The organism is Pseudomonas mosselii (genome assembly GCF_019823065.1).
Lineage (GTDB): Bacteria > Pseudomonadota > Gammaproteobacteria > Pseudomonadales > Pseudomonadaceae > Aquipseudomonas > Aquipseudomonas mosselii.
In genome coordinates, this window is sequence record NZ_CP081966.1 from 2,114,047 (window position 1) to 2,140,787 (window position 26,741).

The following is a 26,741-nucleotide window of genomic DNA, read 5'->3' on the forward strand; positions in this document are numbered from 1 at the left end:
ATGGACCCTTGTAGCGAGGCCATCGTCCGGTTCTGCCGCGATCAAGGCGTGGTACTGGCGCATCTGCCGGAAACACGGCTACGCCTGGATCTTCCGGATATCGGTGTCCTGCAGTTCGAGCGGCTGGCGGGCCAGGTGACGCTTTGGCTGAGCTTTGCCGTGCAGGGCGCATTGTTCGAGCATGCCATGTCGAGTGCGCTCAGGCATGTCCAGGACCACCAGGTACCTGGGCAGCTGTTGCGATGCGGCCTGCTGCCTGACGAACGTCTGGTGTTGCTGGTCAGTCTCGATGAACGTCGCGTGACGAAACAGGTATTGCACGAGGCTTACCAGTTGCTGTCGCGGATGCGCGTCGAAGTGCTTGCGGCATGAGCCTGATAGAACGAGGCGGGCAGCTCCATGCCCCGTGGCTGCAATCCTTGGCAGCCGACACCGTGTTCCCCCGATCGGTTGGCGAACCGCTGCCGATGCCTGGGCAACCTGTGCAGGCACACCTGCGTGAGCTGTACCCGCAGTATCGGATGGCAAGCCTGCGGCTGTCGTACGCCAGTCCCGAACAGGAGCTGCGTGCCCTGTACGACCCACATCGCTTCGCCATGACGCTGGGCTCCCTGGCAAAGCAACTGCTGAGCGCCAAGGAGCGCCAGGCGGCGGTACTGCTGCAAGCGTTGCTGGCCGACCGGCACGCGCTGGCGTGCTACGCGAACCTTCTGCTCAAGGTATGAACAGATGCAATTGACGATCGAACAGTGTGATGTCCTGCAACTGTTGGCCTGGCTTCATCTGCGATGTGGACGACCTGACGGTGCGCAAACATTGCTGGAGGTGCTATTGCGGGTTGATCCCGATCACCTCGCCGGGCGGCGCGCTTCGGTAGTGGCCGCCCTCGAGCTGGGCGACTGGGCGCGCGCCGAGCAGCAGTGCCTGACGCTGCGTGACGCCGGCGAGCAGCAGGCATCCTTATGGCTGTGCTTGAGCCAGGCGCAGCAGATGGCGGGCCGCCTGGAGCAGGCGCAGGCCACCTTCGCCGAGTACCTGCGACTCAAGGATCAGTCATGAACACCTTGACCCGGATGCTCGGCCATGTCGGCGCGCGCAAGGACCTGATGCTGGCGGTGATGCTGCTGGCAGTGGTGTTCATGATGATCCTGCCGTTGCCGCCGCTGTTGCTGGACCTGCTGATCGCCCTGAACATTACCATCGCCGTGGTGTTGATGATGATGTCGGTGTACGTTGTCTCGCCGCTACATTTCTCGGTGTTCCCGTCGGTGCTGCTGGTCACCACGCTGTTTCGCCTGGCGCTGTCGATCAGCACCACGCGGATGATCCTGCTGGAGGCCGACGCCGGGCAGATCGTGCAGACCTTTGGCGACTTCGTGGTCGGCGGCAACCTGGTGGTGGGCTGCATCCTGTTCCTGATCATCACCATCGTGCAGTTCCTGGTGATCACCAAGGGTGCCGAGCGGGTGGCGGAGGTCAGCGCGCGGTTTTCCCTCGATGCCATGCCGGGCAAGCAGATGAGCATCGACGGCGACCTGCGCGCCGGGGTCATCGACGTCAACGAGGCCCGTTCGCGCCGTGGCGAAGTGGAAAAGGCCAGCCAGATGTACGGGGCCATGGACGGGGCGATGAAGTTCGTCAAGGGCGATGCCATCGCCGGTTTGGTGATCATCGTGGTCAACTTGCTGGCTGGGCTGGCCATCGGCGTGATGCAGAAGGGCATGACGGCGGCCGACGCCTTGCAGCTCTACGCGGTACTCACCGTGGGCGACGGCATGGTCAGCCAAGTGCCGGCGCTGCTCATCGCCATCACCGCGGGCATCATCGTCACCCGCGACGGTGAAGGTGCCCGCGACCTGGGGGCGAACATCGGCAGCCAGGTGATGGCGCAGCCCAAGGCCTTATTGATCGGCGGCGCGCTGCTGGCATTGTTCGGTATTATCCCAGGGTTTCCGACGTTTACTTTCTTCAGCCTGGCGCTGTTGGTTGGCGGCGGTGGCTGGTGGGTAATCCGCCAGCGACGCATCGAGGAGGACGGCCGGCAGCAGAGCGGTGGCCTGCCGGCGCTGTTGGCCAACGGCGCCGGCGCGCCTACGCTCAAACCAACCGGCAGGGCGAAGTTGGCCGGTGATACACAAGCTTTTGCTCTGACCGTGCCCTTGCTCATCGATGTGGACAGTGGCCTGCAAGCCGCCCTTGAAGCCGTCTCGCTGAACGACGAGCTGGCGCGGGTGCGCCAGGCGCTGTACCTGGATCATGGCGTGCCGTTTCCCGGCATCCGCCTGCGTTTTACCAGCGCGCTTGGCCCCGGCGAGTACCGCATCCTGTTGCAGGAAGTGCCGGTGGCGCGTGGGCGGCTCATGCCGGAACGGCTACTGGTGCAGGAAAAACCCAGCCAGTTGGCGCTTGTCGGCGTGTCCTATGAGGAAGGCGAAGCCCTGCAGCCGGGGCGTGTGGCGCTATGGGTGGAGCAGGCGCAGCGTGAGCGCCTGGAGCGCGCCGGGTGCGCCTTCCTGGCGATCGACCAGGTGCTCGCCTGGCATCTTTCGCAGGTTTTGTGCGAGTACGCCGGGGATTTCATCGGCATCCAGGAGACCCGCTACCTGCTGGAGCAGATGGAGCAGGGCTATGGGGAACTGGTCAAGGAGGTGCAGCGCATCCTGCCGTTGCAGCGCATCACCGAGGTCTTCCAGCGGCTGGTGGGCGAGGGCATCTCGATCCGCAACATGCGCTCGATTCTCGAGGCTCTCGTGGAGTGGGGGCAGAAGGAAAAGGATGTGGTGCAGTTGGCCGAATACGTGCGCAGCAGCCTCAAGCGCTACATCTGCTACAAGTACGCCAGCGGCCACAACCTGCTGCCGGCCTATCTGCTGGACCCTGCGGTCGAGGAGATGATCCGCAGTGGCATCCGCCAGACCAGCGCCGGCAGCTACCTGGCGTTGGAGCCGGCGCAGAGCGACGCCTTTCTCGCCCAGGTGAAAGCCGTGGTGGGCGACCTGCAGGATGTTCAAGCCAGGCCCGTGCTGGTGGTGTCGATGGATATCCGCCGCTATGTACGCAAGCTGGTCGAGGGCATCTATTTCGAGCTGCCGGTGCTGTCGTTCCAGGAGCTCACCACGCAGATCAACATCCAGCCGCTGGGGCGAATCGGCTGACGCTCATCGGGTGTCAGAAAGCGTTATCCGGAAACTACAAAATCGCGGCCGGGCCTGACGGAGCGGTTGTTCGCCCTTCAATAGACTCATCTGCATGTACCCCAAGAAGGGTACCTGGCCAACCGGATACAGATGATGAGCAGTTCTATTGAAGCAAGTAGTCGCCCTGTCCCATTGCCGTATGTAGACCGTGTCGCGCCGCCGGACACCTGGCAAGACATAAGGCGCCTGGAGGTGATCCTGGATCAACACGGGATCATGGCCATGGGCGGCCAGGGGCAGCCGCTGGACCTGGTACATCGAGCGCAGGCCATCGAGCAGTTGTTGGGCCCCGAGGGGCAGGCGCGCCTGGCGCAGAGTCGTCCCTATTTCGAGGGGTTGCTGGCGCGACCGCTGCCTGAGCAGCATGTCGATGCGCTTTGCCAGTTGCTCGAGGCTTATGCCGGCTGGTTGCCGGGAGCTCCCTTGCAGTTGCAGAACCTGGGTGAGCGCTTGCGCATGGACGAGCTGGTGATGGCGGCGATGGGCCTGCGCATGCGCAAGCAGAAGGCCGAACGCACCGAGCTTAGCGAGCAGCTCAGGTGCCTCACGGCGGAGCTGAAGATCTTCAGCGTGATCCAGTCGAAGGTCAACGTGGTGATGGCTGACAAGGGCACCTTCAAGCTGGAAGACGGTAGTTTCAACCTCTTCGACCGCAAGCTCTATGACCTCGATGCGGACAGTTGGGAGAAGAGTTTCGAGCGCCGACTGCTCTCGAGCCTGGACACGTTCAAGCCCACCTTCAACGGCTCTGGGGTCGTCACGGTGCGGCATTTTCTCGAGGGCACGCAATCCGTCACTGCGTCGAGTGCAAGCGGTAGCCGCCTGCACAAGGTCAGTGGGCCGATGACCGATCTGAAAGCGCAGTACGCCTGGGACAAGGACAACAACCCGTTGGCCAATTTCTCCCAGGCATTGAGCGACCGCACCCGCATCGTCAACGACAAGGTGACCGAACAGACCACCCTGCTCAACGACGTGGGTTCGCGCTACACCACCTCCACCGAGGTGATGATGAAGTTCGTCGAGACCTGGTTCTCGATGCTGTCCAAGATTCTGCAGAACTGAGGTAGGAGATGACAGTAGTACAACAGATGGCCGGCGGCGATGCTGATGCCAACAACGTCGATGCGATCGAGCGCTTCTTCGGCGATGGCGGCACATTCGCCATGCTGCGCGGGGTTTGCGTGGCACAACTGGAAACGCTTTATGCCCAAGCGTTCAACTTCTACCAGGCGGGACGGCTGGAGGATGCGCTGACGATGTTCAAGGGGCTGGCGGCACTCAACCACTACGATCCCCGGGCGTTTCTGGGCGTGGCAGGTGCCTACCAGGCCCTTGAGCGCTACCAGGATGCATTGCCGGCCTATGCCTATGGCGCGATGCTCGCGCCGCAGGACCCGCGTTTCACCTTCCATGCCGCTCAATGCCACCAGCACCTGGGCGACCTTGCCTCGGCGCGCAGCGGTTACGAACAGGCGCAGATCCTGGCGGTGGACAGCGAACATGCCGGTCTGGCAGGTCAGGCACAGGTGCTGCTTGAGGCCCTGCAGCAGAAGGAGGGCGCACGTCATGCGAGCTGAACTTCTTCCTGTGGAGCAGCCGCTCCTGATGCCGGCTGAAATCGAATCGGAACCGCGTCTGCCGGGTGCGGCGATCCAGTTGCCCGGCGAGACCGGCACACCGTCCAGAATCGCAACGATCAAGCAGGACATGAATGTCCGGCTGGATCCTCCGGCGCCACTGGCGACGGGACAGCTACAGGGGCAGGTAGTCGACAAGCTGTTCGACGCCGAAGGCCTCATGCAACCGGTGCTGGTCGCGGTACCCGATGTCGGGGCACTGATACTTGGGCAGCTCGCCGGGGACATCTCCGACGCTGAGTTGGATATTCGCCTCACCGAACTGCTGAGCCAGTTGGGTGCTCGGCAGACCGAGCTGAATCTGCAGCAGGTACGTCAGCTCACCGAGCAGAACCGCCAGCAGATGGCGCTCAACGCGCAAAAGATGGAGGAGGTGGCCCAGCGACACCGGGATGCTGGCACGGCGAGCGTGTTCGCCAAGGTTTTTGGCTGGGCCGCCGCCATCGTCTCCATCGTGGTGGGGACCGTCATGGTCGCCACCGGCCTGGGCGCCGTCGCGGGCGCGCTGATGATCGCCGGTGGCGTCATGGGCGTGGTGTCCATGTCGTTGAACCAGGCCGCCGAGGACGGGCACATCTCCAAGGAGGTAATGAAGTACCTCGGGCCGGTGCTGATGGCGGTGGAAGTCGCCCTGGCGCTGGCCTCGGTGGTGCTGACCTGCGGCGGTAGCCTCGCGGTGGTCGCTGCCCGGGTGGCCGGCAAGGTGAGTGGCAAGGTCGCTCAGGCGGTCCTGTCGGTGGGCCAGAAGATCCAGAGCGTCGCCTCCACCGGTGTCATCTCGACCGCCAGCGCGGGCACCCAGGCCAAGCTACAGATGACCCTGACAGGCGCCAGCATGGCGACCACCACGCTGTCCAGCGCCGGGCAGGCGGCCAGTTCGATCATGCAGGGGCTGGCGTTGCGCAGCGAGGCCCAGCTGGCGGAGATGCGCCTGCTGCTGGACCAGGGACACAGTTTTCTCGAGCAGTTGGCCAAGGCGCTGGAACAACTGCTCGCGGGGAAGGAGCAACGCTTCGAACAACTGCTGGAACTGTTGAACAACCGCAGCAAAGCCTGCGCCGATATTGCTTGCCGAAACGTCATTGCCTGATCAAGGAGTCAATCATGAGTCTGTCTATTTCCACTATTGATCATTCGTCCCACGTGAATGCCCAACTGCCGGTCACCGAGGGGCAGAAGGTTGGGCAGCCGCTGTGGGCGATGCTGGCCATGCCCGGTGCAGCGACGAGCGCGGCATTTGCCGAGAAGCAAGGGCGGGTAAGCCTGGATACGCCGCAGGCTACGCCCTGCAGCCAGGACCTGGAGAGCCTGCTGGCGATTCTCCGAGCCGCCATGCAGGTGCGCGATGGCAATGCGCAGGGGCGCAGGACCCAGGCCGAAGTCAGCGTGCTGGCGAGCAAGGAACAGATCGGCTGGATGAGAACCGCCAGCAATGCGCTGTTCGCCTCGGCGGCTGTCAGCGGTGCATTGGGTATGTTCACCCTGGTCAGCGGTACCACCGGGATGCTCAAAAATCTGGGGGATGCGCGGACTATCAAGGGAGTGGAGCAAGCCAGTCATGCTGCCGAGTTTGCCAAGCCCGGTGAGGTGACGATGGCCTCAAAGAAGCTGATCGCCGAGAACCGTATCGAGGTCAAGCATCTGCAGAACGGCATCGACACCCGCAATACCACATTGCACACGCTCAATGGCGTGGCCCAGAGTGGCGCAGCCTTCGGCACGGGCATCGCCCATGCCATCAAGTCGTTGCAGGATGTCTGGGCCAAGGAGCAGGAGCTTGAGGCGGCGGTTGCCGGTAACCAGAAGGAGTTGTTCCAGCGCTGTACCGATGATTTGGCGAAGATGATCGACCAGGTGCGTCAGCTGATCCAGGAAATCCTGCGCAATGACAACCAGGGGCTCAGGGCTGCTGGCATCATGGCCTGAGAAGACCCGGTTTCTTGAAGGATGTTAGACGCCGCAAGGGTCCAGGCTCTTGCGGCTTTTTCATGCTTGCGTATCAACCAATACCGTGCCATCACACCAACGCCGAAAAGTGCAAAAAAGGCGATAAGGGCTGATGGGGCCTGATGTGCAGCGCCAGTATCGTTTGCTCAGCTTCCACCATGCTGGAGGCAAATTACTGCGGAGAAGACTTTTGTTCTTGCTGGAGTGAGAGCGGTCTTTTCCACAAGTTAAACGATGCTGCAAGAAGAGGTTTGCACGATGATTGAATCGGTTTCAACCAGTTGGGTGTGTGGCGCCGACCTGGACCCCGTCAACGCGGGCAGTGACTGCAAAGAGGTAAAAACCAGCGAAACGGCGCAGCGCCTGGCACGTCACGAGGAACCGCAGAAGCATGGCATCCTGATGCGCCTATTCATCGCGATTGCCGAGTTCCTCGGCTTTCGTTCCAGTGTGGCGACGGGGGGCGCGCAGGCCGCGGATTCGACGTCGGACGTGATGCGCTCTTTGAACGAGCAGGTGGCCAAGGGGCTGCCGGATGTCATGAGGTCGCAGGCCAACGGGATACTGGCGAAGCAGGAGCATCTGCCCACCGAGCAGTTCATGACCAGTTACACGGAACAGCTCACGGGTAGCAATATCATGCGTAACGCCAACTGCCTGTTGTCGAATATCGACATGCTGGGCAAGCTTGTGCCTGAGCTTAAGGTCGAGACAAGTATTAACAAGGTCGATATTGTCGGTGGGTACACCCTGATTGCAGCCCAGTCTCCGGACAGTATCGCGCTTATGCAGAACGACTCGATGGCTGCCGCCAAGGTGCTCGATGCGTTAATTTTCCTGGCCTCGCGATTTGCCGAGTTTCCGGATCCCGAGCAAGTGGGGGCTGAAGCGGTGGTGGAGTTTGTCAAAGAGGTCGATGCCGAGTTCATCGAACGGTTCGCCCAGAAGCCTGATCCAGTGGCGCCAGTTGTCGTGGGGGATGCAAGCGACCATACCCATCCGGTGGTGGCCGGCACATTAGCCCAAGCGAGCGCGGCACGGCCTGTGGAGCCTGAAGTGGCTTATCACGCGACGACCATCGAACAGTCTGATCCGGTAACGTCGCTCCAGGCCGTCAAGCTCGACTTTGTCAAGATTGATGATGAGGTCGCTCTGCCTACGCGTAATGACTTCAACGCGACCATCCATTCGCTACAGCGGCCGGCTAGTCCGCTCTCGCAGTCGTTCGAGCACCTGGAGCATCTTGCCGAAAAGGGCAGTGCTGCCGAAAAGGCAATTGCTTCAATGGTCCTGGACCACACGGCGGTGGGGCAGTCCCACTCCTTCGGCGACCTCTTCGGGCAGCGTAAACTGGAGCCCAATCTGTTGCAGTTCCACACCGCGCAATCGTTCATGGACACGTTGCAGAATAAGCTGGACAAGGCAGGGCGCCTACTTGGCAACCTGCAGGCTGCCAACGCGGCTTGAGCGTAACACTGGCTGAGGCCTTCGGGCTTCAGCCAGCCCTTCGAATCCCTCCGATCACCCTGTGTGAAACCCGCCCAGGGTGATCATTGCCACCACGATATAGCGCCCGCCCTTGGCCAGGGTGACCAGCAGTACGAAACGCCAGAACGGCTCGCGCATGATCCCGGCGATCAAAGTCAGCGGGTCGCCGATCACCGGCATCCAGCTCAGCAGCAGCGACCACTGGCCCCAGCGCTGGTAGCGTTGCTGGGCGCGTTCCAGCTGGCTGGCGCTGAACGGAAACCAGCGGCGTTCGCGCAGGTGATCGACGGCCCGGCCCAGCAGCCAGTTGACGATGGAACCGAGCACATTGCCGAGGGTGGCCACCAGCAGCAGAGTTGCCCAGGCACTCGGTTCGCGAATCAGCAGTCCGACCAGCACCGCTTCGGACTGCAGCGGCAACAAGGTGGCGGCGCCGAAGGCGCTGAGGAACAGCGCCCCAAGGCTGAGCATCAGTAGCTGGCGACCACGGTATCCTGGCCATCCAGGGTCACGCCGATGACTTGGTAGGCGTCCTTATGGTCACCCATCTCCATGCCCGGCGAACCCATGGGCATGCCCGGTACCGCGATACCCTTGAGGTCGTTGCGCCTGGCCAGCAGGCGTACCTGTTCGGCCGGCACATGGCCTTCGACGAACTTGCCGTCGATCACCCCGGTGTGGCACGACGCCAGGCGTGGCTCGACGCCCAGGCGTTGCTTGACCGCGCTCATGTTCGGTTCGACATGGTCGTTGACGGTGAAACCGTTGTCGCTCAGGTGCTTGATCCATTCCTTGCAGCAACCGCAGTTGGGATCGCGGTAGACATCGATGGTCTCGGCGGCCTGGGCCAGGCCGGTGACGGCCAGCAGGCCGAGGGTGAGCAGGTGTTTGCGCAGCATGGTGGAGCTCCTGTGAAACAGCATGATTCATTGGCCAGGTGGCGGCCTGGTGGGAGCGCCTGTGCTTCAGAAGCGCAGGCGTAACCCCACCACCAGCCGAGTCTGGCCGATGTCCTCGCCATTCTCCCGGGCCTGGTCGGCACGGTCGCCGTGCAGGCGGTTGAAGCTGACGCCGACATAGGGCGCGAACGCGCGGGTGATCTCGTAGCGCAGGCGCAGGCCCACTTCGCTTTCGGCCAGCCCCGAGCCTTGCTCGCGCCCGGCATCATTGCGCCCGAAGAAGTTGGCTTCGACGGTCGGTTCGAGGATCCAGCGATTGGTCAGCAGCATAGCGTAACCGGCCTCCAGGCGCAGCGCGGTCTGCTGTCGCTCGCCGGCGTAGGCGGTGGCTTCCAGCTCCAGGCCGTAGAGCGGCGTGCCCTGGATGCCGAAGGCGGCCCAGCCCTGGCCGCTGGCGGGCTGGAAGTCCTGGCGTACACCGCCGACCAGTTCCCACCAGGGGCTGATGGCATGGCCCCAGAGGGCCTGCAGCTCGGCCTTGTGGGTCTTGCCTTGTTCCCGCTCACCCTCGGTGCGCAGCCATAGGCGGTCGATATCGCCGCCGACCCAGGCAGTGGCGTTCCAGTTCAGGGCGCCGCTGCTTTCGAAGTTCTGGTATTCCAGCTGGTCGACGATCACCGCCCAGTTGGTCGCCTGGTCGTGCACCTGATGCCCCGGAAGCGGCGGGAAAGCGGCACGGCGGTCGGCGTCGGTGATCACCGGAAGCGGTGTGCGCGGTTGGCTGGGGGGCGTCGCCGTGTGGTTCATCTGGCTGTGGTCCATGGGCATGCTGTCATGGTTCATTTGGCCGTGGTCCATCGGCATGGTGCCATGGTTCATGTGGTCCATGCCCGCGGCCAGGGCCCGTTCACTGGCCAGCAAGGCCATAAGCGCGACACCGGTGGCGATGTGGCGGTTGCGGTTCTCATTCATCGACCCGTACCTCGCGGAACATGCCGGTCTCCATGTGGTAGAGCAGGTGGCAGTGGTAAGCCCAACGGCCCAGGGCGTCGGCGCTGACGCGGTAGCTGCGCCGGCTTCCGGGTGGCATGTCGATGGTGTGCTTGCGCACCAGGAAGCGCCCTTGTTCATCCTCCAGGTCGCTCCACATGCCGTGCAGGTGGATGGGATGGGTCATCATGGTGTCGTTGACCAGGATGATGCGCACCCGCTCGCCGTATTTCAGGCGCAGGGGCTCGGCATCGCTGAACTTGATGCCGTCGAACGACCAGGCGAAGCGTTCCATGTGGCCAGTCAGGTGCAGCTCGATGTTGCGCGACGGTTCGCGCCCGTCCGGATCGGGGTAGGGGCTGCGCAGGTCGGCGTAGGTCAGCACTCGGCGGCCGTTGCCGCGCAGGCCAATACCAGGATCGGCCAGGTTGGCGCGGGGGGCCATGGTCTGCATGTCCACCAGCGGGTTGTCGATCTCGCTGGCGGGGTGGCCTTGCATCATGGCCATACCGGCCATGTTCGAGTGGTCCATGCCCGCCATGTTGGCGTGGTTCATCGCTGGCATATTCGAATGCTCCATCCCACCCATGTCGCCGTGCCCCATGTCGTCCATGGTCAGCACCGGGCGCGGGTCCGGCTCGGGTACGGGGGCCTGCAAGCCCGCTGCACGGGCCAGGGTGCCACGGGCGAAGCCGGTGCGGTCCATGCTCTGGGCGTACAGCGTGTAGGCGGGCAGGTCGCCCACGGTGACCAGCACGTCGTAGGTTTCGGCCACGGCGATGCGTAGCTCGTCCACGCTCACCGGTGTCACTGGCAGGCCGTCGGCGGCGATCAGCGTGAGTTTGAGGCCTGGAATGCGGAAGTCGAAGTAGGTCATCGCCGAGGCGTTGATCAGGCGCAGGCGCACGGTCTCGCCGGGCTGGAAAAGGCAGGTGAAGTTGCCGTCCGGGGGCTGGCCGTTGAGCAGGTAGGTGTAGCTGGCGGCGCTGATGTCGGCCAGGTCGGTCGGGCTCATGCGCATTTTCGCCCAGGTCCAGCGGTTGTCGACGGCCTTGCCCCAGCCGTTTTGCGCGACATCGTCGACGAAGTCGCCGACCGTGCGCTTGTGGTAGTTGAAGGCGTCGGACTGCTTCTTCAGGGTGGCCATCAGCGCTTCTGGCGCCTGGTCCGACCAGTCGCTGAACAGCAGCACATGGTCGCGCTGGTACTGATGCGGTTCAGGCTCGCGGGGCTCGATGACGATGGCGCCGTACACGCCGGCCTGCTCCTGCAGCCCGGAGTGGCTGTGGTACCAGTAGGTGCCGCTCTGGCGCAGGGTGAACTGGTAGAGGTAGTCGCCGCCGGGTTCGATGCCAGCGAAGCTCAGGCCCGGCACGCCGTCCATGTTGGCCGGCAGGATGATGCCGTGCCAATGGATCGAGGTGGGCTGGTCCAGGCGGTTGCGCACGCGCAGGGTCACGGTGTCGCCCTCGCGCCAGCGCAGCTGCGGGCCGGGCAGGCTGGCGTTGATGGTCTGCGCGGTGCGCGGCCGGCCTGTGATGTTGACCGGGGTCTGGCCGATGAACAGGTCGAACTGCTGGCCGCTCAGCTCGTGCAGCGGCAGGCGGCCCTCGGCGGCCTGGGCCAGCGGGCGCCAGAGGCCGAGGCCGGCCAGGGCGCTGGCGGCACCCAGGCCCTTGACGAAGGTGCGGCGGGTTGGAGTCGGTGGCATGGCGTGCTCTCGCTACGGAACTGCCACGATCCTCGCCGCCCGCGCCTGTCAGCCACCTGAGGCGCGGATTACAGATTTGTCAGGCAGCGGCCTCGCCACTCTCCAGGTCGCGCATCAACAGGCCGAACTCCAGCGAGACCTGCTCGGGAATCGGCAGGTACACCACATGGCCGTCGCCCGGCGCCACCTCGATGGCCTGCTGCTGGCGGTCGCACAGGCGGTGCAGGTCGAAGTGGTAATTGCCGCGCGGGGTCATCAGCTCCAGGTGGTCACCCACGGCGAAGCGGTTCTTCACCTTCACTTCGGCCAGGCCGTCCACGCGCACTCCGGTCAGTTCGCCGACGAACTGCTGGCGCTCGGACACCGAGTTGCCGCGCTGGTAGTTCTGGTACTCGTCGTGCACGTGGCGGCGCAGGAAACCTTCGGTGTAGCCGCGCTGGGCGAGGGACTCGAGGTTACTCATCAGGCCGCGGTCGAACGGCCGCCCGGCCACGGCGTCGTCGATGGCCTGGCGGTAGGACTGCACGGCGCGGGCACAGTAGAAGTGCGACTTGGTGCGGCCCTCGATCTTCAGCGAGTGCACGCCCATCCGGGCCAGGCGCTCGACGTGCTGGATGGCGCGCAGGTCCTTGGCGTTCATGATGTAGGTGCCGTGCTCGTCCTCGAAGGCCGGCATCTCTTCGCCGGGGCGGTTGGACTCCTGGAGCAGGAACACCTGCTCGGTCGGCGCGCCGAGGCCCAGGGTCGGCTCGCACTCACGGACGATATCGCCGGTGGCATTCTCGGTGGCCGGGGTAGCCTGGTACTTCCAGCGGCAGGCATTGGTGCAGGTGCCCTGGTTGGCGTCACGCTTGTTCATGTAGCCCGACAGCAGGCAGCGCCCGGAATAGGCCATGCACAACGCGCCGTGCACGAACACTTCCAGCTCCATCTCTGGCACCTGCTGGCGGATCTGCTCGATCTCTTCCAACGACAGCTCCCGCGACAGGATCACCCGGGTCAGTCCCAGGCCTTGCCAGAACTGCACGCTGGCCCAGTTCACCGTATTGGCCTGCACCGACAGGTGGATGGGCATCTGCGGGAAGTGCTGGCGTACCAGCATGATCAGTCCCGGGTCGGACATGATCAGTGCATCCGGGCCCATTTCGATCACCGGCGCCAAGTCCTTGAGGAAGGTCTTGAGCTTGGCGTTGTGCGGGGCGATGTTGACCACCACGTAGAAACGCTTGCCCTGGGCCTGGGCCTCCTGGATGCCGAGGGCCAGGTTGGCGTGGTCGAACTCGTTGTTGCGCACCCGCAGGCTGTAGCGCGGCTGGCCGGCGTAGACCGCGTCGGCGCCGTAGGCGAAGGCGTAGCGCATGGTCTTGAGGGTGCCGGCGGGGGCGAGCAGTTCGGGCTTGGCGAGAGGGGTCATGGTGCGCACCGGGGGTAAAAGGCGCGGATGCTAAGACGGAGGCGATGTTCAGGTATTGATCTGGATCAACGGCACTTTTGCCGGCGCGCGGGGCACTAAATTGTTGAGCCCTCGAGGAATGCCCATGAACGAAACCTTATTGCAGAATAAAGCCCTGACCGTGCTGCTGGCACTGGTGACCATCGCCTTCATCTGGATCCTGCTGCCGTACTCCGGCGCGATCTTCTGGGCGGTGATCCTCGGGATTCTTTTCGCGCCTCTGCAACGCCAGCTGTTGCTGCGCTTTGGTGGGCGGCGCAACCTGGCCACGGCGACGGCGCTGGTCACCTGCCTGCTGATCGCTGTATTGCCGGTGATCGTCATCGGCGCCCTGCTGGTGCAGGAGGGCGCGACGCTGTACCAGCGCATCGAAAGCGGCCAGCTGGATATCGCCGGCTATATCGAGCGCGGCAAGGACATGCTGCCGGCCTACGCCCAGCATTTCCTCGACCGCATGGGTATGGGCAACCTCGATGGCCTGCGTGACAAGATCACCAAGTGGGCGACCCAGGGCAGCCAGTTCCTCGCCGGACAGGCGTTCAGCTTCGGCCAGGGCACCTTCGAGTTCCTGGTGAGCTTCGGCATCATGCTCTATTTGCTGTTCTTCTTCCTGCGCGAGGGCGCGGAGGTGGCGCGCAAGGTGCGCCAGGCGGTGCCGCTGCCCGAGCAGCAGAAGCGCCGCCTGCAGTTGAAGTTCAAGCGCGTGGTACGGGCCACGGTCAAGGGCAACCTGCTGGTGGCGATCACCCAGGGTGCGCTGGGCGGGCTGATCTTCTGGGTGCTGGGCATTCCCAGCGTGCTGGTGTGGGCGGTGCTGATGGCGTTCCTGTCGTTGCTGCCGGCGGTGGGCGCGGGGATCGTCTGGGGGCCGGTGGCGTTGTACTTCCTGCTGACCGGGGCGATCTGGCAGGGGATCGTGCTGACCGCGTTCGGTGTGCTGGTGATCGGATTGGTGGACAACCTACTGCGGCCAATCCTGGTGGGCAAGGATACGCGGATGCCGGATTACCTGGTGCTGGTGTCGACACTCGGTGGGCTGGCGGTGTTCGGGCTCAATGGCTTCGTGATCGGGCCGTTGATCGCGGCGTTGTTCATCTCCAGCTGGGCGATCTTTGCCTCGACCAAGCCGCAGGTGCAGTTGCCTTCATGAGGACCATCGTGGGGCAAGTCGCATCGGCGCACCGCCATTGGCGATTATCGGAAGCTGTAGGAAACCCCCGCATACACCCCAAACCCTTCACCCGGCGTCGAGCGGGCGATGTCTTGCCCGGCATCGTTGTACCCCGGCGTCACCGTCGCCGCGTAACGTTTGTTGGTCAGGTTGCGCAGGTCGAGCCAGGTCTGCCAATCCCGTTTCGGCGAATCCCAGCCCAGGCGCGCGCCGAGCAGGGCGTAGGCGTCGGCGTGGTAGCTGTTGGCGTAGTCCACCTGCACCTTGGAGGCCATCTGCGTGTTAACCCCGGCATGGAAGCCGCTCGGCCAGTCGTAGCGCAGTTCGGCCTGGTAGTAGTGCATGGGGATGCCGGGCAGGCGGTTGTCGCCGAACGTGTCGTCGTCGCGGTAGTGGAAGTCGCTGAAGGTGTAGGCCTGGCGCAAGCTGAGCTTGCCGGTGCCCGGTTGTTCCCAGAGGAGGCTGTCCAGGCCGGCCTCGATGCCCTGGTGCACGGTGGGGCTGGCGTTGAACTCCTTGAACGGCAAGCCTTGCACGACTTCCACGTTTAACAGTTCGTGGCGTACCTGGGCGTAGTACCAGGCCAGGTCCCAGCGTCCCAGTGCCGAATCGCCGCGGGCGCCTAGTTCCAGGGTGGCGGCGGTCTGGTTCTGCATCTTCATGGGTTGGTTGGCGACTGGCGCACTCCAGACCAGCGACCACGGGTGCGGCGGCTCCACCGAGCGACTGAGGTTGCCGTAGACCTGCAGGTCCGGGCGGAGGTCGTAACGCAGGCCCAGGCGTGGGGCGTAGTCCCAGTCATGCTGACTGACCTTGCCGCCACTGGTTGGGTAGGTGACGTCGCTTTCGCGGCGGGTGTAGATCATCGCCAGGCCCGTGGTCAGCCACAGGTCCGGAATCAGCTCCAGGTCGTTGCCTGCATGCAGCACGGTGTCCGAACCCTGGTAGCTGAAATCGCGGGTGCGGGCACCGAAATTGTCGCCGCCGGGGCGAGCGAACTGCGAAGCGCCGCTGTTGGGCAGGTGCTTGGTGGTGCGCCAGCCGAGGGTGGTCTTGCTCTCATGACCGAACAGCGTGTCGCGACGCAAGTAGTTCAGCGTGCCACTGACATCGGTGTAGGCGACCTTAAGGCGCATCGGGCCTTCACGCAGGTCCATGGGGTAGTCGTGATAGACCAGCCCCGCCTCCAGGCGCGAATCGTCATCCAGGAAGAAGGTGGTCTTGTTGCCCACCCAGGTGCTGCCCGGTTGCGGGCGTCTGTCGTCGCGGGCCAGGTAGGCTGGATTGGCGGCACGGGGATGGTGCTTGATCTGGTCCTTGGTCAGGCGTCCGGCCAGGTCGTTCTCGGTTTCCCGGTAGCGCAGGTAGAAGCGCGTCTCCAGGTTCGGGTTGAAGCGGTAGCCGACGTTGGCGGCGATGCCCTTGGCGCTGCCGCTGCTGTGGTCCTGATAGCCGTCGTACTCGGCATCGGTCAGGGCCACGTAGTAGTCGAGGTTGCCCAGCACCTGTCCGGTACTGATGTGCCGGCGCTGGTAGCCACGGCTGCCGACTTCGTAGCGCACCTGCAAGGGCGCGGCATCGTGACCGGTGTGGGTCACGTAGTTGATCGCGCCACCCAGGGCCAGCGAGCCCTGGTCGAAGCCATTGGCGCCGCGCAGCACTTCGGCGCGGCTCAGCCACAGCGCTTCGAACAGTTCATAGGGCGTGCCGCCCGGGCCGGTCAGCGGCAGGCCGTCGAACATCGTGTACACGCCCGAGCCGTGGGCGCCCGGCGCGCGGTTGATGCCCGAACCACGGATCGACAGCTTGATGCCGTCGTTGCCCGCCGACTGGGCGAACACCCCCGGCTGATAGGCCAGCACGTCCTGGTTGCTGGCCACCCGGCCCTGGCCCACCTTGTCCATGTCCACCAGGTTGCTGGCGCCGGGGATTTCGCGCAGCTGGTCGGCGGCGGCTTCCAGTTCGGATTGCTGCCGGTCCTGGATCAGCACCTGGTCGAGTTCGACGCGATTGGCGGCCTGGGCGGTGCCGGCGACGAACAGGGCCAGCAGGGAGTAGGGGAGGGTGGGGCGCATGGGTACGGGGTTCCAGATCGAATGCGGGAGTCTGACGCTGCAAAGGGCAGACGAAGCACAGTGGTCGATCGGTAATGGCCGTGGGGCCGCAAAGCGGCCCCAAAAAAGAACACCCCGCCGAGGCGGGGTGTCTTGTGACGCAGTCAGCCGATCAGCCGATCAGTTGCAGACCCGCCTGCTGCACCATCTCCAGCAGCGGCTGCGGGTACACACCGAGCACGAAGGCGAGGATGGCGATGGCCAGCAGCATCACGCCGCCGGTGCGCTGTTCCCACTTCAGCGGAGCGTCGTGGCGACGCAGGTTCGGCTCGACCAGGTACAGGGTGACCATGACGCGCAGGTAGTAGTACACGCCGATGGCGCTGCCGATCACCAGGGCGCCGACCAGCCACCACAGGTGCGACTCGACGCCGGTGGCGATGATGTAGAACTTGCCGATGAAGCCCGCGGTCAGCGGGATACCGGCCAGCGACAGCATCATCACGGTCAGTACCGCGGTCAGGTACGGACGGCGCCAGAACAGACCGCGGTACTCGTACAGGGCGTCGGCGTCACGGCCGGCATACGGCGAGGACATCAGGGTGATCACGCCGAAGGCGCCCAGGCTGGTGATCACGTAGGTGACCAGGTACACGCCCATGGCTTCCAGGGCCAGGCCCTTGCTGGCGACCAGGGCGATGACCAGGTAGCCGAAGTGGGCGATGGACGAGTAACCGAGCAGACGCTTGAGGTTGCTCTGGGTCAGCGCCAGCAGGTTGCCAATGATGATCGAGGCAACCGCGATCACCGCCAGCACGGTGCTCAGCACGCCGCTGCTGGCGGCAGGGGAGAGCATGAACAGGCGCACGACCACGGCGAACACCGCGACCTTGCTGGCGGTGGCCAGGAACGCGGCGACCGGCGCCGGGGCGCCTTCGTACACGTCCGGGGTCCACAGGTGGAACGGCACCAGCGACAGCTTGAAGGCCAGACCGACCAGCATCATGCCCAGGCCCAGTTGCGCCAGCAGGCTCGGCATGCTGGTGGCGGCCAGGGCCTTGCCCAGCTGGTCGAAGGTCAAGCTGCCTGCGTCAGCGTACAGCAGCGCCATGCCGAACAGCAGGAAGGCGGAGCCGGCGGCCGACAGCACCATGTACTTGATGCCGGCTTCCAGCGAGCGCTTGTTGAAGAAGGCGTACGCCACCAGGCCGTAGACCGGCACCGACAGCAGCTCAAGGCCAATGAACAGGCCAGCCAGGTGGTTGGCGCTGACCAGCACCAGACCGCCCAGTGCCGACATCAGCAGCAGCAGGTACAGTTCTTCACGGTTGCCCGGGAAGCCCTTGGAGCCTTCGCCCAGGTAGGCGTGGGCGAGGGTGACGCAGGCCAGCGTCGCCACCAGGATGATCGCCATGTACAGGCAGGCGAACTTGTCGATGGTCACAAGCGAGGTGACTGCCAGCGGCGCGACCTTGAGCGCCGGCAGGATCGACAGCAGGGCCAGGTTCAGGCCCACGGTGGACAGCAGGAAGGTCTGCGAGTGGTTGCGCTTCCAGGCGATCGCCAGCATCACCACCACCGTGGTGAGCGTGGTGATCAGCATCGGCGCCAATGCGATGAAGTGTTGAGTGGTGAATTCCATAGCGCTCTTACCGGGCCGAAGCGAGTTGAGTGAAAGCGGAACCGAGCCACTGCTGCACACCGCTCATGGTGGCGGCAGAGGTGTCCAGGAACGGCTGCGGATACACGCCCAGCAGGATCAGCAGGCCCGCCAGGCCCAGCACCATGATCAGCTCGCGACCGTCCATGCCGGCCAGCACGGTGTCGGCCTTGGCCGGACCGAAGTAGGCACGGTGGATCATGATCAGCGAGTACACCGAGCCGAAGACCAGGCCGGTGGTGGCGATCACGGTGATCCATGGGACGTGGGCGAAGCTGCCGATCAGGATCAGGAATTCGCCGACGAAGTTGCCGGTGCCCGGCAGGCCCAGCGATGCGGCGGCGAAGAACAGGCTGATGGCCGGAAGATAAGCGATGCGGTGCCACAGGCCACCCATCTCGCGCATGTCGCGGGTGTGCAGGCGCTCGTACAGCTGGCCGGCCAGGATGAACAGCGCGGCGGCCGACAGGCCGTGGGCCAGCATCTGGATCACCGCGCCCTGCAGGGCCTGCTGGCTGCCGGAGTAGATGCCGATCAGCACGAAGCCCATGTGCGAGACGCTGGAGAACGCCACCAGGCGCTTGATGTCGGTCTGGGCGAAGGCCAGGAAGGCTCCGTAGAAGATGCCGATCAGGCCCAGGGTCATGGCGATCGGCGCGAACTCGGCCGAGGCGTTCGGGAACAGCGGCAGGGCGAAGCGCAGCAGGCCGTAGGCCGCGGTCTTCAGCAGGATGCCCGCCAGGTCCACGGAACCTGCGGTCGGCGCCTGGGCGTGAGCGTCAGGCAGCCAGGAGTGGAACGGCACCACCGGCAGCTTCACCGCGAAGGCGATGAAGAAGCCCAGCATCAGGAGGTACTCGACGCCGGCCGGCAGTTCGGCCTTGAGCAGGTCGCTGTAGTTGAAGGTGATCACGCCAGTGCTGTTGTAGTTGACCAGCACCAGGCCGAGGATCGCCACCAGCATGATCAGGCCGCTGGCCTGGGTGAAGATGAAGAACTTGGTCGCCGCGTAGATGCGGGTCTTCTTGCCGTCGGAGGAGCTGTGACCCCAGAGCGCGATGAGGAAGTACATCGGCACCAGCATCATTTCCCAGAAGAAGAAGAACAGGAACAGGTCCAGGGCCAGGAACACGCCGACCACGCCGCCAAGGATCCACATCAGGTTGAGGTGGAAGAAGCCGACGTGGCGCTGGATCTCTTTCCACGAGCACAGCACCGACAGCACGCCGAGCAGGCCGGTGAGCAGGATCATCAGCAGCGACAGGCCGTCGAGGGCCAGGTGGATGCTGATGCCGAAGCGCTTGATCCACTCGACCTTGTATTCGAGGGCCCAGGCGGGCTCCGCGCCAGGGGCGGGAGCCAGGGTGTAGTTGCCGTTCGCCCACAGCCACAGGCCGATACCAAGCAGCAGGGACATGGTCAGCAGCGCGATCCAGCGCGGCAGGGTGGCGCCGAAGCGCTCACCCAACCAGCACAGGAAGCCGCCGATGAAGGGGATCAGGATCAGCCAAGGCAAAATCATGACGGGTTGGTTTCCTTTGGCAAAGTCGCAAGATTCATAGTCATACCGCGGCCACTACCACGGCACCGAGCACCAGCACGGCACCCACGGCGATCGAGGCGGTGTACCAGCGCAGCTGGCCGGTCTCGGTCTTGCTCATGGCGACGTGACCGCCGCGAGCCAGGCGAGGAATGAGGCCGATGCTGCGGTCAACCGGGTCCTTGCGCAGGATGTGGCTGATCAGCAGGTAAGGTTTGACGAAGAGCTTGTCGTAGATCCAGTCGAAGCCCCAGGCGGCGAACCACCAGGCCGACAGGACGCGACCGATACCGCTGTTGGCAACTGCGGTGACGAAGCGGCGCTTGCCCAGGAACAGCAGGGCCGAGAGCAGGATACCGGCGATGGCGATGGCGCCCGAGGCGATCTCCAGCGAGTGCTTGGCTTCGCCACCGGCGTGGCCTGCGCTTTCAGGCAGCACGCCTGCCAGCGGCGGGTGGATCCAGGCGCCGATGAAGGTCGACAGCACGATCAGCACGCCCAGCGGCAGCCAGTGGCTGATGCCGTGGCCGGCGTGGGCTTCGGTCTTGGCTTCGCCGTGGAAGGCGATGAAGATCAGACGGAAAGTGTACAGCGAGGTCATGAACGCACCGACCAGGCCGGCGTACAGCAGGCCGCTGTTGCCGCTGGCGAAGGCTTCCCAGAGGATCTCGTCCTTGGAGTAGAAGCCCACGGTCAGGATCGGCAGGGCGGCCAGGGCGGCGCCACCGACCACGAAGCTGGCGTAGGCCAGCGGCAGTTTCTTCCACAGGCCGCCCATCTTGAAGATGTTCTGCTCGTGGTGGCAGGCGACGATCACCGCACCGGAGGCAAGGAACAGCAGGGCCTTGAAGAAGGCGTGGGTCATCAGGTGGAAGATCGCCGCGTCCCAGGCGCCGACGCCCAGGGCCAGGAACATGTAGCCGATCTGGCTCATGGTCGAGTAGGCGAGGATACGCTTGATATCGGTCTGTACCAGGGCGGCGAAGCCGGCCAGGACCAGGGTCACGCCACCCACGACGCCGACCAGGTGCAGGACGTCCGGCGCCAGCAGGAACAGGCCGTTGGTACGGGCGATCAGGTACACACCCGCAGTCACCATGGTGGCCGCGTGGATCAGTGCCGAAACCGGGGTCGGGCCGGCCATTGCGTCGGCCAGCCAGGTCTGCAGCGGCAGCTGGGCCGATTTACCGACCGCGCCACCCAGCAGCATCAGGGTGGCCAGTACCATCCAGGTGTCACCAGCCTGGAACTTCTGCGGTGCCAGCACCAGCAGTTCCTGCACGTTCAGGGTACCCAGCTGGACGAACAGGATGAACAGGCCGATGGCCATGAACACGTCGCCGATGCGGGTGACGATGAACGCCTTGAGCGCCGCGTTACCGTTGTTGCGGTTGCTGTAGTAGAAACCGATCAACAGGTACGAGCACAGGCCCACGCCTTCCCAGCCGAAGTAGATGAACAGCAGGTTGTCGCCCAGCACCAGGAACAGCATGCTGGCGATGAACAGGTTGGTGTACGAGAAGAAGCGCGAATAGCCGGCTTCGCCACGCATGTACCAGGAAGCGAACAGGTGGATCAGGAAGCCCACGCCGGTGACCACGCCCAGCATGGTGACCGACAGGCCATCCACATACAGGGTGAAGTTCGGCGCGAAGCCGTCCACCGACATCCACTGCCACAGCAGCTGGCTGTACGCGCCGCCTTCAGGCGGGGCGACGTTGAACTGCCAGATCACATAGGCGGCGGTGGCCGCCGACAGACCGACCGAGCCGACGCCGATCAGCGCCGACAGGTTCTCGGACCAGCGGCCGCGCGAGAACGACAGCAGCAGGAAGCCGATCAGGGGGAATACGAACGTCAGGAAGATAAGGTTCATCCGCGCATCTCACTGGCAGCATCGATGTCGAGAGTGTGGAAGCGGCGATACAGCTGCAGCAGGATCGCCAGGCCAATGCTGGCCTCGGCGGCTGCCAGGCTGATCACCAGAATGAACATCACCTGGCCGTCGGGCTGGACCCAACGGGCACCGGCGACGATGAACGCCAGTGCGGAGGCGTTCATCATGACTTCCAGGCTCATGAGCACGAAGAGGATGTTGCGGCGGACCATCAGGCCAACCAGACCTAAGCAGAACAGGATGCCGGCGACCGCCAGACCATGCTCGAGAGGGATAGCACCCATGATTTACTCCTTCGCCTCGTTGCGGCCCAGGTGGAAGGCGGTGACGGCTGCCGCGAGCAGCAGCATCGAGGCCAGTTCGACCACCAGCAGGTAAGGGCCGAACAGGCTGATGCCGACTTCCTTGGCGCTGACGGTGGTTCCGCTGATGGCGGCGCCCGACGGGGTGACGAACAGCACGTACAGCAGCTCCAGCAGCAGCAGGGCGGCGAGGATCACCGGCCCCGCCCAGATGCCGGGCTTGAGCCAGCCGCGCTCCTGGGCGACCGAAGCCGGTCCGAGGTTGAGCATCATCACCACGAACACGAACAGCACCATGATGGCGCCGGCGTAGGCGATCACTTCCAGGGCGCCGGCGAATGGCGCACCGAGGGAGAAGAAGATCATCGCCACGGAGATCAGCGAAATGATCAGGTAGAGCAGGGCGTGCACCGGGTTGGTGCCGGTCACCACGCGCAGCGTGGAGACGACGGCGACACCGGATGCGAAGTAGAAAGCGAATTCCATCTTTCTGTCCTTATGGGAGCAAGCTCTTCACGTTGATCGGCTCGGCTTCGTTCTGCGCAGAGCCTTTCGGCTTGCCAGCGATCGCCATGCCCGCAACACGGTAGAAGTTGTAGTCAGGGTTCTTGCCGGGGCCGGAGATCAGCAGATCTTCTTTCTCGTACACCAGGTCCTGACGCTTGAACTCGGCCATTTCGAAATCCGGAGTCAGCTGGATCGCGGTGGTCGGGCACGCCTCTTCGCACAGGCCGCAGAAGATGCAGCGCGAGAAGTTGATGCGGAAGAACTCGGGGTACCAACGGCCGTCCTCGGTCTCGGCCTTCTGCAGCGAGATACAGCCGACCGGGCAGGCCACCGCGCAGAGGTTGCACGCCACGCAGCGCTCCTCGCCGTCGGGGTCGCGGGTGAGGACGATGCGGCCACGGTAGCGCGGCGGCAGGTACACGGGTTCTTCGGGGTACTGCAGGGTGTCGCGCTTGCGGAACCCGTGGGAGAACACCATGGCCAGGCTGCGCAGCTGTGTGCCGGTGCCCTTAACGATGTCGCCGATATACTTGAACATGGGTCAAATCCTCACTGGGCCGCGACGGCTGGCGTGTTGTAGAGCACGATCGCAGCGGTCACCAGCAAATTGATCAGGGTCAGCGGCAGGCAGAACTTCCAGCTGAAGTCCATCACCTGGTCATAGCGTGGGCGCGGGATCGAGGCGCGCAGCAGGATGAACAGCATGATGAAGAACGCGGTCTTCAGGGCGAACCACAGGAACGGTACTTGCGGCAGGATACCGAACGGACCGTGCCAGCCACCGAAGAACAGGGTTACCAGCAGCGCCGAGATCAGGATGATGCCGATGTACTCACCCACGAAGAACATGCCCCATTTCATGCCGGCATATTCGATGTGGTAGCCGTCGGCCAGTTCCTGTTCCGCTTCCGGCTGGTCGAACGGGTGACGGTGAGTCACGGCGACGCCAGCGATGAAGAAGGTGCAGAAGCCGAAGAACTGCGGAATGATGAACCACAGGTTCTGGGCTTGATAATCAACGATGTCGCGCATGTTGAACGAGCCCACCTGCACCACCACGCCCATCAGCGCCAGGCCCAGGAACACTTCGTACGACACGGTCTGTGCCGAAGCCCGCAGGCTGCCCAGAAGGGCGTACTTGTTGTTCGACGACCAGCCGGCGAACAGCACGGCGTAGACCGACAGACCGGCCATGGCGAAGAAGAACAGCAAGCCGATGTTCAGGTCGGCCACGCCCCAGCCCGGGGTGATCGGGATGATCGAGAAGCCGATCAGCAGGGCGCTCATGGCCACGACCGGCGCCAGGGTGAAGATCATCTTGTCGACGAAGGGCGGGTTCCAGTCTTCCTTGAAGAACATCTTCAGCATGTCGGCGGCGATCTGGAACATGCCGAACGGGCCGACACGGTTCGGACCGTAGCGGTCCTGCCACCAGCCCAGCAAGCGTCGTTCGACGAAGCTGAGCAGCGCGCCGCAGACCACCACGGCCAGCAGCACCACGATGGCCTTGACGACCTGAATGATCACATCGATCACTTCGGGGGTGAACCAGCTCATTGTGCTGCCTCCTGCAGGCCTTCGACGGCTGCACCGAAGATGGCGGGCGGAATGCCGGCCAGGCCTTTGGGCAACGCAACCAGGCCAGCGCCCAGTTCTTCATTGATACGCAGCGGCAGACGCAGCGACACGCCGGCCACGTTCAGGCTCAGCAGCGCGCCGTCGTTGACGCCCAGGCGGTCGGCCTCGGACTTGGCCAGGGCGACGTAGGCGGCCGGGATGCGCTCCTGCACCGGGGCGGCGCGCGAGGAGGACTCTTCGCTGCCGAACAGGTGGAAGAACGGTACGGCGGTCCAGGTACCGCGGGCCGGGTTGAACGCGCCCGGAATGGTGGTGAACCAGTTCAGGCGGTCGCCCTGCGACTCGATCAGGCGCACGCCCGGGTCACCGGCACGCAGGTGGCCACCCACTTCGTCCTGGAACTTGTTCCAGGCTTGCGGCGAGTTCCAGCCCGGCGACCAGGCGAACGGCACTTGCTGGCGCGGCTCGGCCGAGCCCGAGTAGCCTTCCATGGAAAAGGCGAACGCGGTGTCCTTGTCCTGTGGGGTACGCGGCTCGTGCACGCTGATGTTGGCGCGCATGGCGGTGCGGCCCGAGTAGCGCAGCGGCTCACGGGCCAGCTTCATGCCCTTGATGCGGAATGCGGCGCTTGGTGCGGCGTTGACGATGCCGGCCAGTTGCGGGGCGGCTTCGGCGCAGGCGCTGGTGACGTGGTCCAGCTGGGTCCAGTCCACCGGCTTGTTGAGCAGTGTGGCACGCAGGGCGTGCATCCAGCGCCAGCCTTCGTGAATCTGGATGCTGCTGTCCAGGTACTGCGGGTCGAACACCTGGAAGAAGCGCTGGGCACGGCCTTCCTGGCTGACCAGGGTGCCGTCGCCTTCGGCGAAAGAGGCGGCCGGCAGCACCAGGTGGGCGCGGTCGAGGGTCGGGGTCTTGGAGTGGTCGGCAACGATCACTACCTTGGCGGCGGCCAGGGCGGCGTCGACCTTGGCAGCCGGTACGCGGGCGTACAGGTCGTTTTCCAGCACGACGATGGCGTCGGCCTTGCCGCTGATGACCGCGTCCAGGGCGGCGTCGACGGACTCGCCGCCCATCATCGCCATGCCGAGGCTGTTGGCCTCAGGCACGACCAGGCTCAGCGAACCGTTCTTCTCGCGCAGCTTGAGGGCCTTGGCGATGTTGGCGGCGGCTTCGATCAGCGCTGGATCCGCCAGGGAGGTGCCGGCGACCACCAGAGGGCGGTTGGCGGCGACCAGGGCGTCGGCGATGCGCTGGGCCAGGGCCTTGGCTTCCTCGTCCAGGCCGGCGACGGCAGGCGCGCTCGGGTCGATGGCGTGGGCCACGGCGAAACCGATGCGGGCGAGGTCAGCGGGAGCGGCGTGTACACACTCTTCGGCGACGTCGTCCAGCTTGGTTTCAGCCAAGGATGCGATGAACAGCGGGTACAGCGCGTGCTGGCCGATGTTCTTCACCGCGGCGTCCAGCCAAGGCTGTACGCGCATGGCGTCGGCCATGGCCTCGGCCTTGCCCTTGGTGGCCTGGCGCACGGCCAGGGCGAGGCGGGCGGCGGTCTGAGTCAGGTCTTCGCCGAGCACGAACACGGCGTCGTGGTCTTCGATGTCGCGCAGGGTCGGGACCGGCAGCGGGCTGTCATTCAGCACGTTCAGCGCCAGTCGCACGCGGGCCAGTTCGCCAGCTTCCATGCCCGAGTAGAAGTACTCGGCGCCGACCAGCTCACGCAGGCCGTAGTTGCTCTCGAGGCTGGCGCGTGGCGAGCCGATGCCGACGATGGTGCGGCCGCGCAGCAGGTCGGCGGCCTTGTCCAGGGCGGCGTCCAGGCTCAGCTTGCTGCCATCGGCGAGGAACGGCTGGCGTGGACGGTCCTTGCGGTTGACGTAGCCATAACCGAAGCGGCCACGGTCGCACAGGAAGTACTGGTTCACCGAGCCGTTGAAGCGGTTCTCGATGCGGCGCAGTTCGCCGTAGCGCTCGCCGGGGCTGATGTTGCAGCCGCTGGAGCAGCCATGGCAGATGCTCGGGGCGAACTGCATGTCCCACTTGCGGTTGTAGCGCTCGGAGTGGGTCTTGTCGGTGAACACACCGGTCGGGCAGACCTCGGTGAGGTTGCCGGAGAACTCGCTTTCCAGCACTCCGTCTTCGACGCGACCGAAATACACGTTGTCGTGGGCGCCATACACGCCCAGGTCGGTGCCGCCAGCGTAGTCCTTGTAGTAGCGCACGCAGCGGTAGCAGGCGATGCAGCGGTTCATCTCATGAGCGATGAACGGGCCGAGGTCCTGGTTCTGGTGGGTACGCTTGGTGAAACGGTAGCGGCGCTCGTTGTGGCCGGTCATTACCGTCATGTCCTGCAGGTGGCAGTGACCGCCTTCCTCGCACACCGGGCAGTCGTGCGGGTGGTTGGTCATCAGCCATTCGACGACGCTGGCGCGAAACGCCTTGGACTCTTCATCGTCGATGGAAATCCAGGTGCCGTCGGAGGCAGGGGTCATGCAGGACATGACGATACGACCACGGGTGTCGTTCTCGTCGGTGTACTGCTTGACCGCGCACTGCCGGCAGGCGCCGACGCTACCGAGCGCCGGGTGCCAGCAGAAATAGGGGATGTCGAGGCCGAGCGACAGACAGGCCTGTAACAGGTTGTCCGCACCGTTGACTTCGAGCGCTTTGCCGTCTACGTGGATAGTGGCCATTGTTCAAAGTTCTTCGT

Annotated in this window: 24 protein-coding genes; 10 read left to right on the forward strand and 14 right to left on the reverse strand. The window is 64.4% G+C overall.

Annotated elements, in window-relative coordinates:
- The 9 genes from K5H97_RS09675 (at nucleotide 1) to K5H97_RS09715 (ending at nucleotide 8,251) form a co-directional block, all read left to right on the forward strand.
- On the forward strand, nucleotides 1-372 hold the full coding sequence (locus tag K5H97_RS09675; protein ID WP_051555750.1) for a type III secretion system chaperone family protein: 372 nt from the start codon (nucleotides 1-3) through the stop codon (nucleotides 370-372).
- Nucleotides 369-725 carry a type III secretion apparatus assembly protein SctX gene (gene sctX / locus K5H97_RS09680; protein ID WP_028692482.1) on the forward strand — a complete coding sequence of 119 codons (357 nt, stop codon included), beginning with the start codon at nucleotides 369-371 and terminating at the stop codon, nucleotides 723-725. The genes K5H97_RS09675 and sctX overlap by 4 nt, the downstream gene beginning before the upstream one ends.
- A 4-nt stretch (nucleotides 726-729) precedes the next feature.
- Nucleotides 730-1,059 carry a type III secretion apparatus assembly chaperone SctY gene (sctY, locus tag K5H97_RS09685; RefSeq protein WP_028692481.1) on the forward strand — a complete coding sequence of 110 codons (330 nt, stop codon included), beginning with the start codon at nucleotides 730-732 and terminating at the stop codon, nucleotides 1,057-1,059.
- The gene (gene sctV, locus K5H97_RS09690; protein WP_028692480.1) at nucleotides 1,056-3,155 is read left to right on the forward strand and encodes a type III secretion system export apparatus subunit SctV; all 2,100 of its coding nucleotides are present in this window, start codon (nucleotides 1,056-1,058) and stop codon (nucleotides 3,153-3,155) included. Before sctY ends, sctV begins: the two co-directional genes overlap by 4 nt.
- A gap of 234 nt (nucleotides 3,156-3,389) precedes the next feature.
- On the forward strand, nucleotides 3,390-4,262 hold the full coding sequence (locus tag K5H97_RS09695; protein ID WP_028692479.1) for a virulence-associated V antigen: 873 nt from the start codon (nucleotides 3,390-3,392) through the stop codon (nucleotides 4,260-4,262).
- Nucleotides 4,263-4,270: 8 nt separating this feature from the next.
- Nucleotides 4,271-4,777: a SycD/LcrH family type III secretion system chaperone gene (locus K5H97_RS09700; RefSeq protein WP_081791636.1), complete on the forward strand. Its 507-nt coding sequence runs from the start codon at nucleotides 4,271-4,273 to the stop codon at nucleotides 4,775-4,777.
- Nucleotides 4,767-5,927 (forward strand): type III secretion system translocon subunit SctE, encoded by a 1,161-nt coding sequence (gene sctE, locus K5H97_RS09705; RefSeq protein WP_158216128.1) that lies wholly within the window; start codon nucleotides 4,767-4,769, stop codon nucleotides 5,925-5,927. Before K5H97_RS09700 ends, sctE begins: the two co-directional genes overlap by 11 nt.
- Before the next feature lie 14 nt (nucleotides 5,928-5,941).
- Nucleotides 5,942-6,763 carry a hypothetical protein gene (locus tag K5H97_RS09710; RefSeq protein ID WP_139121072.1) on the forward strand — a complete coding sequence of 274 codons (822 nt, stop codon included), beginning with the start codon at nucleotides 5,942-5,944 and terminating at the stop codon, nucleotides 6,761-6,763.
- Between the two features lie 255 nt (nucleotides 6,764-7,018).
- Nucleotides 7,019-8,251 (forward strand): hypothetical protein, encoded by a 1,233-nt coding sequence (locus K5H97_RS09715; protein ID WP_028692476.1) that lies wholly within the window; start codon nucleotides 7,019-7,021, stop codon nucleotides 8,249-8,251.
- Between the two features lie 54 nt (nucleotides 8,252-8,305).
- Here K5H97_RS09715 and K5H97_RS09720 read toward each other — a convergent pair whose 3' ends face one another.
- The 5 genes from K5H97_RS09720 to trhP form a co-directional block, all read right to left on the reverse strand.
- A complete protein-coding gene (locus K5H97_RS09720) occupies nucleotides 8,306-8,743 on the reverse strand; it encodes a YqaA family protein (RefSeq protein ID WP_028692475.1) in 438 nt (145 codons plus the stop codon).
- A complete protein-coding gene (locus K5H97_RS09725) occupies nucleotides 8,743-9,171 on the reverse strand; it encodes a DUF411 domain-containing protein (protein WP_028692474.1) in 429 nt (142 codons plus the stop codon). Before K5H97_RS09725 ends, K5H97_RS09720 begins: the two co-directional genes overlap by 1 nt.
- Nucleotides 9,172-9,237: 66 nt before the next feature.
- Nucleotides 9,238-10,143, reverse strand: coding sequence for a copper resistance protein B (locus K5H97_RS09730; RefSeq protein WP_028692473.1), 906 nt, complete (start codon nucleotides 10,141-10,143; stop codon nucleotides 9,238-9,240).
- Nucleotides 10,136-11,872, reverse strand: a complete 1,737-nt coding sequence (locus K5H97_RS09735) for a copper resistance system multicopper oxidase (RefSeq protein WP_028692472.1) — start codon at nucleotides 11,870-11,872, stop codon at nucleotides 10,136-10,138. Before K5H97_RS09735 ends, K5H97_RS09730 begins: the two co-directional genes overlap by 8 nt.
- 79 nt (nucleotides 11,873-11,951) lie before the next feature.
- A complete protein-coding gene (gene trhP / locus K5H97_RS09740; RefSeq protein WP_028692471.1) occupies nucleotides 11,952-13,286 on the reverse strand; it encodes a prephenate-dependent tRNA uridine(34) hydroxylase TrhP in 1,335 nt (444 codons plus the stop codon).
- Between the two features lie 124 nt (nucleotides 13,287-13,410).
- On the opposite strand from trhP, the gene K5H97_RS09745 reads away from it, so the two are divergent.
- The gene (locus K5H97_RS09745; protein ID WP_028692470.1) at nucleotides 13,411-14,475 is read left to right on the forward strand and encodes an AI-2E family transporter; all 1,065 of its coding nucleotides are present in this window, start codon (nucleotides 13,411-13,413) and stop codon (nucleotides 14,473-14,475) included.
- Between the two features lie 44 nt (nucleotides 14,476-14,519).
- Here K5H97_RS09745 and K5H97_RS09750 read toward each other — a convergent pair whose 3' ends face one another.
- From K5H97_RS09750 to nuoG, 9 genes are all read right to left on the reverse strand, one after another.
- Complete coding sequence (locus K5H97_RS09750) at nucleotides 14,520-16,571, reverse strand: TonB-dependent receptor family protein (RefSeq protein WP_028692469.1); 2,052 nt, start codon at nucleotides 16,569-16,571, stop codon at nucleotides 14,520-14,522.
- 151 nt (nucleotides 16,572-16,722) lie between these two features.
- Complete coding sequence (gene nuoN, locus K5H97_RS09755) at nucleotides 16,723-18,192, reverse strand: NADH-quinone oxidoreductase subunit NuoN (RefSeq protein WP_028692468.1); 1,470 nt, start codon at nucleotides 18,190-18,192, stop codon at nucleotides 16,723-16,725.
- A 7-nt stretch (nucleotides 18,193-18,199) separates the two neighbouring features.
- Entirely contained in the window at nucleotides 18,200-19,732 is a 1,533-nt protein-coding gene (nuoM, locus tag K5H97_RS09760; protein WP_028692467.1) for an NADH-quinone oxidoreductase subunit M, read from the reverse strand.
- A 40-nt stretch (nucleotides 19,733-19,772) separates the two neighbouring features.
- On the reverse strand, nucleotides 19,773-21,626 hold the full coding sequence (gene nuoL, locus K5H97_RS09765) for an NADH-quinone oxidoreductase subunit L (protein WP_028692466.1): 1,854 nt from the start codon (nucleotides 21,624-21,626) through the stop codon (nucleotides 19,773-19,775).
- On the reverse strand, nucleotides 21,623-21,931 hold the full coding sequence (nuoK, locus tag K5H97_RS09770) for an NADH-quinone oxidoreductase subunit NuoK (RefSeq protein ID WP_008096201.1): 309 nt from the start codon (nucleotides 21,929-21,931) through the stop codon (nucleotides 21,623-21,625). The genes nuoL and nuoK overlap by 4 nt, the downstream gene beginning before the upstream one ends.
- A 3-nt stretch (nucleotides 21,932-21,934) precedes the next feature.
- A complete protein-coding gene (gene nuoJ / locus K5H97_RS09775; protein WP_023631348.1) occupies nucleotides 21,935-22,435 on the reverse strand; it encodes an NADH-quinone oxidoreductase subunit J in 501 nt (166 codons plus the stop codon).
- Between the two features lie 10 nt (nucleotides 22,436-22,445).
- Nucleotides 22,446-22,994, reverse strand: coding sequence for an NADH-quinone oxidoreductase subunit NuoI (nuoI, locus tag K5H97_RS09780; RefSeq protein WP_003251442.1), 549 nt, complete (start codon nucleotides 22,992-22,994; stop codon nucleotides 22,446-22,448).
- Between the two features lie 11 nt (nucleotides 22,995-23,005).
- Nucleotides 23,006-24,013, reverse strand: a complete 1,008-nt coding sequence (gene nuoH, locus K5H97_RS09785; RefSeq protein ID WP_028692465.1) for an NADH-quinone oxidoreductase subunit NuoH — start codon at nucleotides 24,011-24,013, stop codon at nucleotides 23,006-23,008.
- Nucleotides 24,010-26,724: an NADH-quinone oxidoreductase subunit NuoG gene (gene nuoG, locus K5H97_RS09790; protein WP_028692464.1), complete on the reverse strand. Its 2,715-nt coding sequence runs from the start codon at nucleotides 26,722-26,724 to the stop codon at nucleotides 24,010-24,012. The genes nuoH and nuoG overlap by 4 nt, the downstream gene beginning before the upstream one ends.
- Nucleotides 26,725-26,741: the final 17 nt, after the last annotated feature.

What these genes read in the sequence shown, in the direction of transcription:
- K5H97_RS09675 (WP_051555750.1), top strand. Translation starts at nt 1, where the DNA reads ATGGACCCTTGTAGCGAGGCCATCGTCCGGTTCTGCCGCGATCAAGGC.
- sctX (WP_028692482.1), top strand. Translation starts at nt 369, where the DNA reads ATGAGCCTGATAGAACGAGGCGGGCAGCTCCATGCCCCGTGGCTGCAA.
- sctY (WP_028692481.1), top strand. Translation starts at nt 730, where the DNA reads ATGCAATTGACGATCGAACAGTGTGATGTCCTGCAACTGTTGGCCTGG.
- sctV (WP_028692480.1), top strand. Translation starts at nt 1,056, where the DNA reads ATGAACACCTTGACCCGGATGCTCGGCCATGTCGGCGCGCGCAAGGAC.
- K5H97_RS09700 (WP_081791636.1), top strand. Translation starts at nt 4,271, where the DNA reads ATGACAGTAGTACAACAGATGGCCGGCGGCGATGCTGATGCCAACAAC.
- sctE (WP_158216128.1), top strand. Translation starts at nt 4,767, where the DNA reads ATGCGAGCTGAACTTCTTCCTGTGGAGCAGCCGCTCCTGATGCCGGCT.
- K5H97_RS09710 (WP_139121072.1), top strand. Translation starts at nt 5,942, where the DNA reads ATGAGTCTGTCTATTTCCACTATTGATCATTCGTCCCACGTGAATGCC.
- K5H97_RS09715 (WP_028692476.1), top strand. Translation starts at nt 7,019, where the DNA reads ATGCTGCAAGAAGAGGTTTGCACGATGATTGAATCGGTTTCAACCAGT.
- K5H97_RS09720 (WP_028692475.1), bottom strand. Translation starts at nt 8,743, where the DNA reads ATGCTCAGCCTTGGGGCGCTGTTCCTCAGCGCCTTCGGCGCCGCCACC.
- K5H97_RS09725 (WP_028692474.1), bottom strand. Translation starts at nt 9,171, where the DNA reads ATGCTGCGCAAACACCTGCTCACCCTCGGCCTGCTGGCCGTCACCGGC.
- K5H97_RS09730 (WP_028692473.1), bottom strand. Translation starts at nt 10,143, where the DNA reads ATGAATGAGAACCGCAACCGCCACATCGCCACCGGTGTCGCGCTTATG.
- K5H97_RS09735 (WP_028692472.1), bottom strand. Translation starts at nt 11,872, where the DNA reads ATGCCACCGACTCCAACCCGCCGCACCTTCGTCAAGGGCCTGGGTGCC.
- trhP (WP_028692471.1), bottom strand. Translation starts at nt 13,286, where the DNA reads ATGACCCCTCTCGCCAAGCCCGAACTGCTCGCCCCCGCCGGCACCCTC.
- K5H97_RS09745 (WP_028692470.1), top strand. Translation starts at nt 13,411, where the DNA reads ATGAACGAAACCTTATTGCAGAATAAAGCCCTGACCGTGCTGCTGGCA.
- K5H97_RS09750 (WP_028692469.1), bottom strand. Translation starts at nt 16,571, where the DNA reads ATGCGCCCCACCCTCCCCTACTCCCTGCTGGCCCTGTTCGTCGCCGGC.
- nuoN (WP_028692468.1), bottom strand. Translation starts at nt 18,192, where the DNA reads ATGGAATTCACCACTCAACACTTCATCGCATTGGCGCCGATGCTGATC.
- nuoM (WP_028692467.1), bottom strand. Translation starts at nt 19,732, where the DNA reads ATGATTTTGCCTTGGCTGATCCTGATCCCCTTCATCGGCGGCTTCCTG.
- nuoL (WP_028692466.1), bottom strand. Translation starts at nt 21,626, where the DNA reads ATGAACCTTATCTTCCTGACGTTCGTATTCCCCCTGATCGGCTTCCTG.
- nuoK (WP_008096201.1), bottom strand. Translation starts at nt 21,931, where the DNA reads ATGGGTGCTATCCCTCTCGAGCATGGTCTGGCGGTCGCCGGCATCCTG.
- nuoJ (WP_023631348.1), bottom strand. Translation starts at nt 22,435, where the DNA reads ATGGAATTCGCTTTCTACTTCGCATCCGGTGTCGCCGTCGTCTCCACG.
- nuoI (WP_003251442.1), bottom strand. Translation starts at nt 22,994, where the DNA reads ATGTTCAAGTATATCGGCGACATCGTTAAGGGCACCGGCACACAGCTG.
- nuoH (WP_028692465.1), bottom strand. Translation starts at nt 24,013, where the DNA reads ATGAGCTGGTTCACCCCCGAAGTGATCGATGTGATCATTCAGGTCGTC.
- nuoG (WP_028692464.1), bottom strand. Translation starts at nt 26,724, where the DNA reads ATGGCCACTATCCACGTAGACGGCAAAGCGCTCGAAGTCAACGGTGCG.